The 2,785-nt window shown below is 68.8% G+C and carries 4 protein-coding genes; 2 read left to right on the top strand and 2 right to left on the bottom strand.

Annotated features, from left to right (window positions below):
• Window positions 1-321, top strand: a 321-nt coding sequence (locus tag ACEN88_RS28520) for a pyridoxamine 5'-phosphate oxidase family protein (protein ID WP_413345099.1), incomplete at its 5' end; no start/stop codon positions are given.
• Here the strand turns inward: ACEN88_RS28520 and ACEN88_RS28515 are convergent.
• Window positions 318-1,355: an L-dopachrome tautomerase-related protein gene (locus ACEN88_RS28515; RefSeq protein WP_413345097.1), complete on the bottom strand. Its 1,038-nt coding sequence runs from the start codon at window positions 1,353-1,355 to the stop codon at window positions 318-320. The genes ACEN88_RS28520 and ACEN88_RS28515 overlap by 4 nt on opposite strands.
• 23 nt (window positions 1,356-1,378) lie before the next feature.
• Window positions 1,379-2,506: a DNA topoisomerase IB gene (locus ACEN88_RS28510; protein WP_413345095.1), complete on the bottom strand. Its 1,128-nt coding sequence runs from the start codon at window positions 2,504-2,506 to the stop codon at window positions 1,379-1,381.
• Between the two features lie 101 nt (window positions 2,507-2,607).
• Here ACEN88_RS28510 and ACEN88_RS28505 point away from each other — a divergent pair, with 101 nt between their 5' ends.
• A complete protein-coding gene (locus ACEN88_RS28505) occupies window positions 2,608-2,775 on the top strand; it encodes a hypothetical protein (RefSeq protein ID WP_413345093.1) in 168 nt (55 codons plus the stop codon).
• The last annotated feature ends 10 nt before the right edge of the window (window positions 2,776-2,785 follow it).

Genomic DNA, 2,785 nt, shown 5'->3' with positions numbered 1-2,785 from the left:
GCGCAGGACGGTGCCGCGGGCCTGGACGTCTCGCACCGGGGCGGCCCGGCCGGCTTCGCGCGGCTGGATGGCGACGTGCTCGCTGTGCCGGATTACGCGGGCAACCGCTACTTCAACACGCTCGGCAATTTTCTGGCGGAGCCGCGCGCGGCGATCGTGGTGGCCGACTTCGCGACCGGCGACGTGCTGCAGCTGCAGGGTGTCGTCGAGGTGGACTGGGAGGCGGCCGAGCCGGAACGCACGCCGCCGGTGGAGCGGACGTGGCGGTTCCGGATCGTGCGCGGGTGGTTGCGGCCGGGGGCGTTCGGACTGACCGGTTAAACCACGACCTTCCACAATTGCGTCGGCAACGCCGCCGGCGCCTCCGGCTTGAAGAACGCCGAGTCCTGGATGTGCGACGTGGTCACGTAGATCGTCCCGTCCGGTCCCTGGCCGAACGTATCCGGCCAGCGCAGCCGCTCGTCCTGCACGACGATGCGCGCCTGCGCCGACGGGCCTTCGGACAGGTCGCGCACCTTGATCGCATCGTCCTGCACGGACGTCAGGTACATGAGCTCCGTGCCGCGCGCGATGAGGAGGCCGTCGTTGACGCCGTTCTTCCCGTACGGTTCGACCTGTGCGCCGACATCCTCGCCCCGGAACCCCGGACCGGTGAGGGCGGCCGTCGGGATGCGATACAGCTCGTCGCCCTTGATCGCCTGCCAGTACAGGTACTTGCCGTCGCCGGACAGCTCGATGCCGTCCGCCGAGAATTCCACGCCGCGGCCGTCCGGGCGGCGCAGGACCTTGCCGTCGGCCGTCACGTCCAGGCCCTTCTTCATCTGCGTGGACGGGTGGCCGTCCAGCACGCGCGCCGCCTTGCCGGACGCGATGTCGACGACGAGCAGCGCGCCCCGCACGCCGGAATCGGTGATGTAAGCGACCTTGCCGTCGCTCGAGAAGCGCACGTCGTTCAGGTAGGAGCCTTGCGGCGCGGCGTCCTCGTCGAAGGCGATCGTCTGCGTCACCTTGTCGGTCGCGAGGTCGATGCGCACGAGCTTCGCGCCGCCGGCCACCAGGTGCGCCTGCGCCGGCGCGGCCGGGTCGAGCACCCACAGGCTGCCGCGCTGGTCGGCGACGACGCTCTGCACGCACACCCAGTGGTCGTGCGGCGTCACCTCGTCCTTCTTCGCGTTGCGCCAGCCGTTCCAGCCTTCGTCCGGGTACGGGCGCAGCCGGCCATCCTTCAATTCGGCGACGGACACCGCGGTGTCCTCGGTCCAGCGCGGGAAGTTGACGAAGATGCGGCCGTCCTCGGCGACGGTCACCCCCGTCACCTGGTGGCCGAAACCGGCGACGAGTTCGATGCTGCTCATGGGGTTCCTTTCGTTGGTTGGATTCAGGCGGCGCGCCGTTTGACGGCCAGGTCGTTGGCGGCGGTCTCCTGCGCGAGGCGCCGTTCCAGCATCGCGAGCACGGCCGCCTCTTCGGGCTGCAGGTCCTTCAGGTCCTCGACGAGGCTTTCCTCGGCGCGGGCACGCAGGCCCTCGAGCATCGTGCCGTCGAGGTAGGCGTCCAGCACGGCCGGGTGCACGTAGCACTTGCGGCAGACGGACGGCGTGTTGCCCAGTCGTTCCGCGACGGATTCGATGGCGCGCACGACGTTCTTCTTCGCCTGCGTGTCGGAATCGACGGCTTCGAATTCCTGCAGCGCCATCGCGGCGAGGACGGTCCCGGACCACGTGCGGAAATCCTTCGCCGTGTAATCCTCGCCGGTGATCGTGCGCAGGTAGTCGTTCACGTCGCTGGATCCCACCGTGTGCGTTTCGCCATCTTCGTCGAGGTACTGGAACAGATCCTGGCCGGGCAGGTCGCGCGTGCGCTGGATGATGCGGGCGAGGCGCCGGTCGTGCACCTTGACGTCGTGGTATACGCCGCTCTTGCCGCGGAAGCGGAACCCGACTTCGCTGCCGTCGATCCTGACGTGGCGGTTGCGCAGCGTGGTCAGGCCGTACGACTTGTTCTCGCGGGCGTATTCGTCGTTACCGATGCGCATCATCGTCGCTTCCAGCAGGTAGACGATCGTCGCGAGGACTTTTTCGCGCGGCAGGCCGGGGAGGGACAGCGCGCGGTCGACTTCCTTGCGGATCTGCGGCAGCGCCTTGCCGAACTTGATCATCCGTTCGTACTTGACCTCGTCGCGCACCTCGCGCCATTTCGGGTGGTAGCGGTACTGCTTGCGTCCGCGCGCGTCGCGGCCCGTCGCCTGCAGATGGCCGTTGGCCTGGGGGCAGATCCACACGTCCGTCCACGCGGGAGGGATCGCCAGCGACTTGATGCGCTTGAGGGTGGCCTCGTCCTCGACGGGTTCGCCCTTCGCGTCGAGGTAGCGAAAGCCGTCCTTGACCGGCTCGCGCAAGATGCCCGGACGGTCGTCGTGGACGTAGCGCAGGCCCGCGGCCCTGGCGGCGGCAGGCGGATCGGTGTTCGGCACCGGGTCGTGCAAGGCGTGGTCTTCGCTCTTCATCGGGGACTCGTCGTTCGCAGTGAGGCTGCCGCCAGTCTACGCCGGCCTTCGTCGCGCACCGTTCGCGAACTAACGTAGTGCAGGCCCGTTAGAATGGCGCCATGCCCAGCAAATCACCCATCTTCCCCGGCCCGCGCACCGCGCGCGGCATGGTGCTTGCCATCCTGCTGTCCAACGCCGACCAGGCGGGCGCCGAGCCGCTGCGCGGCCGTCCGGCGCGTTGGACGGGAAGCTCGTCGTCTCGATCGGCCAGTGGTACTTGCGCTTGAGCGCGCGGAC

This window comes from Massilia sp. CT11-108 (genome assembly GCF_047302915.1).
Lineage (GTDB): Bacteria > Pseudomonadota > Gammaproteobacteria > Burkholderiales > Burkholderiaceae_D > Telluria > Telluria orientalis.
Note: the sequence above shows the minus strand (reverse complement) of the source record. Positions and strands in the feature narration are given on the sequence as shown.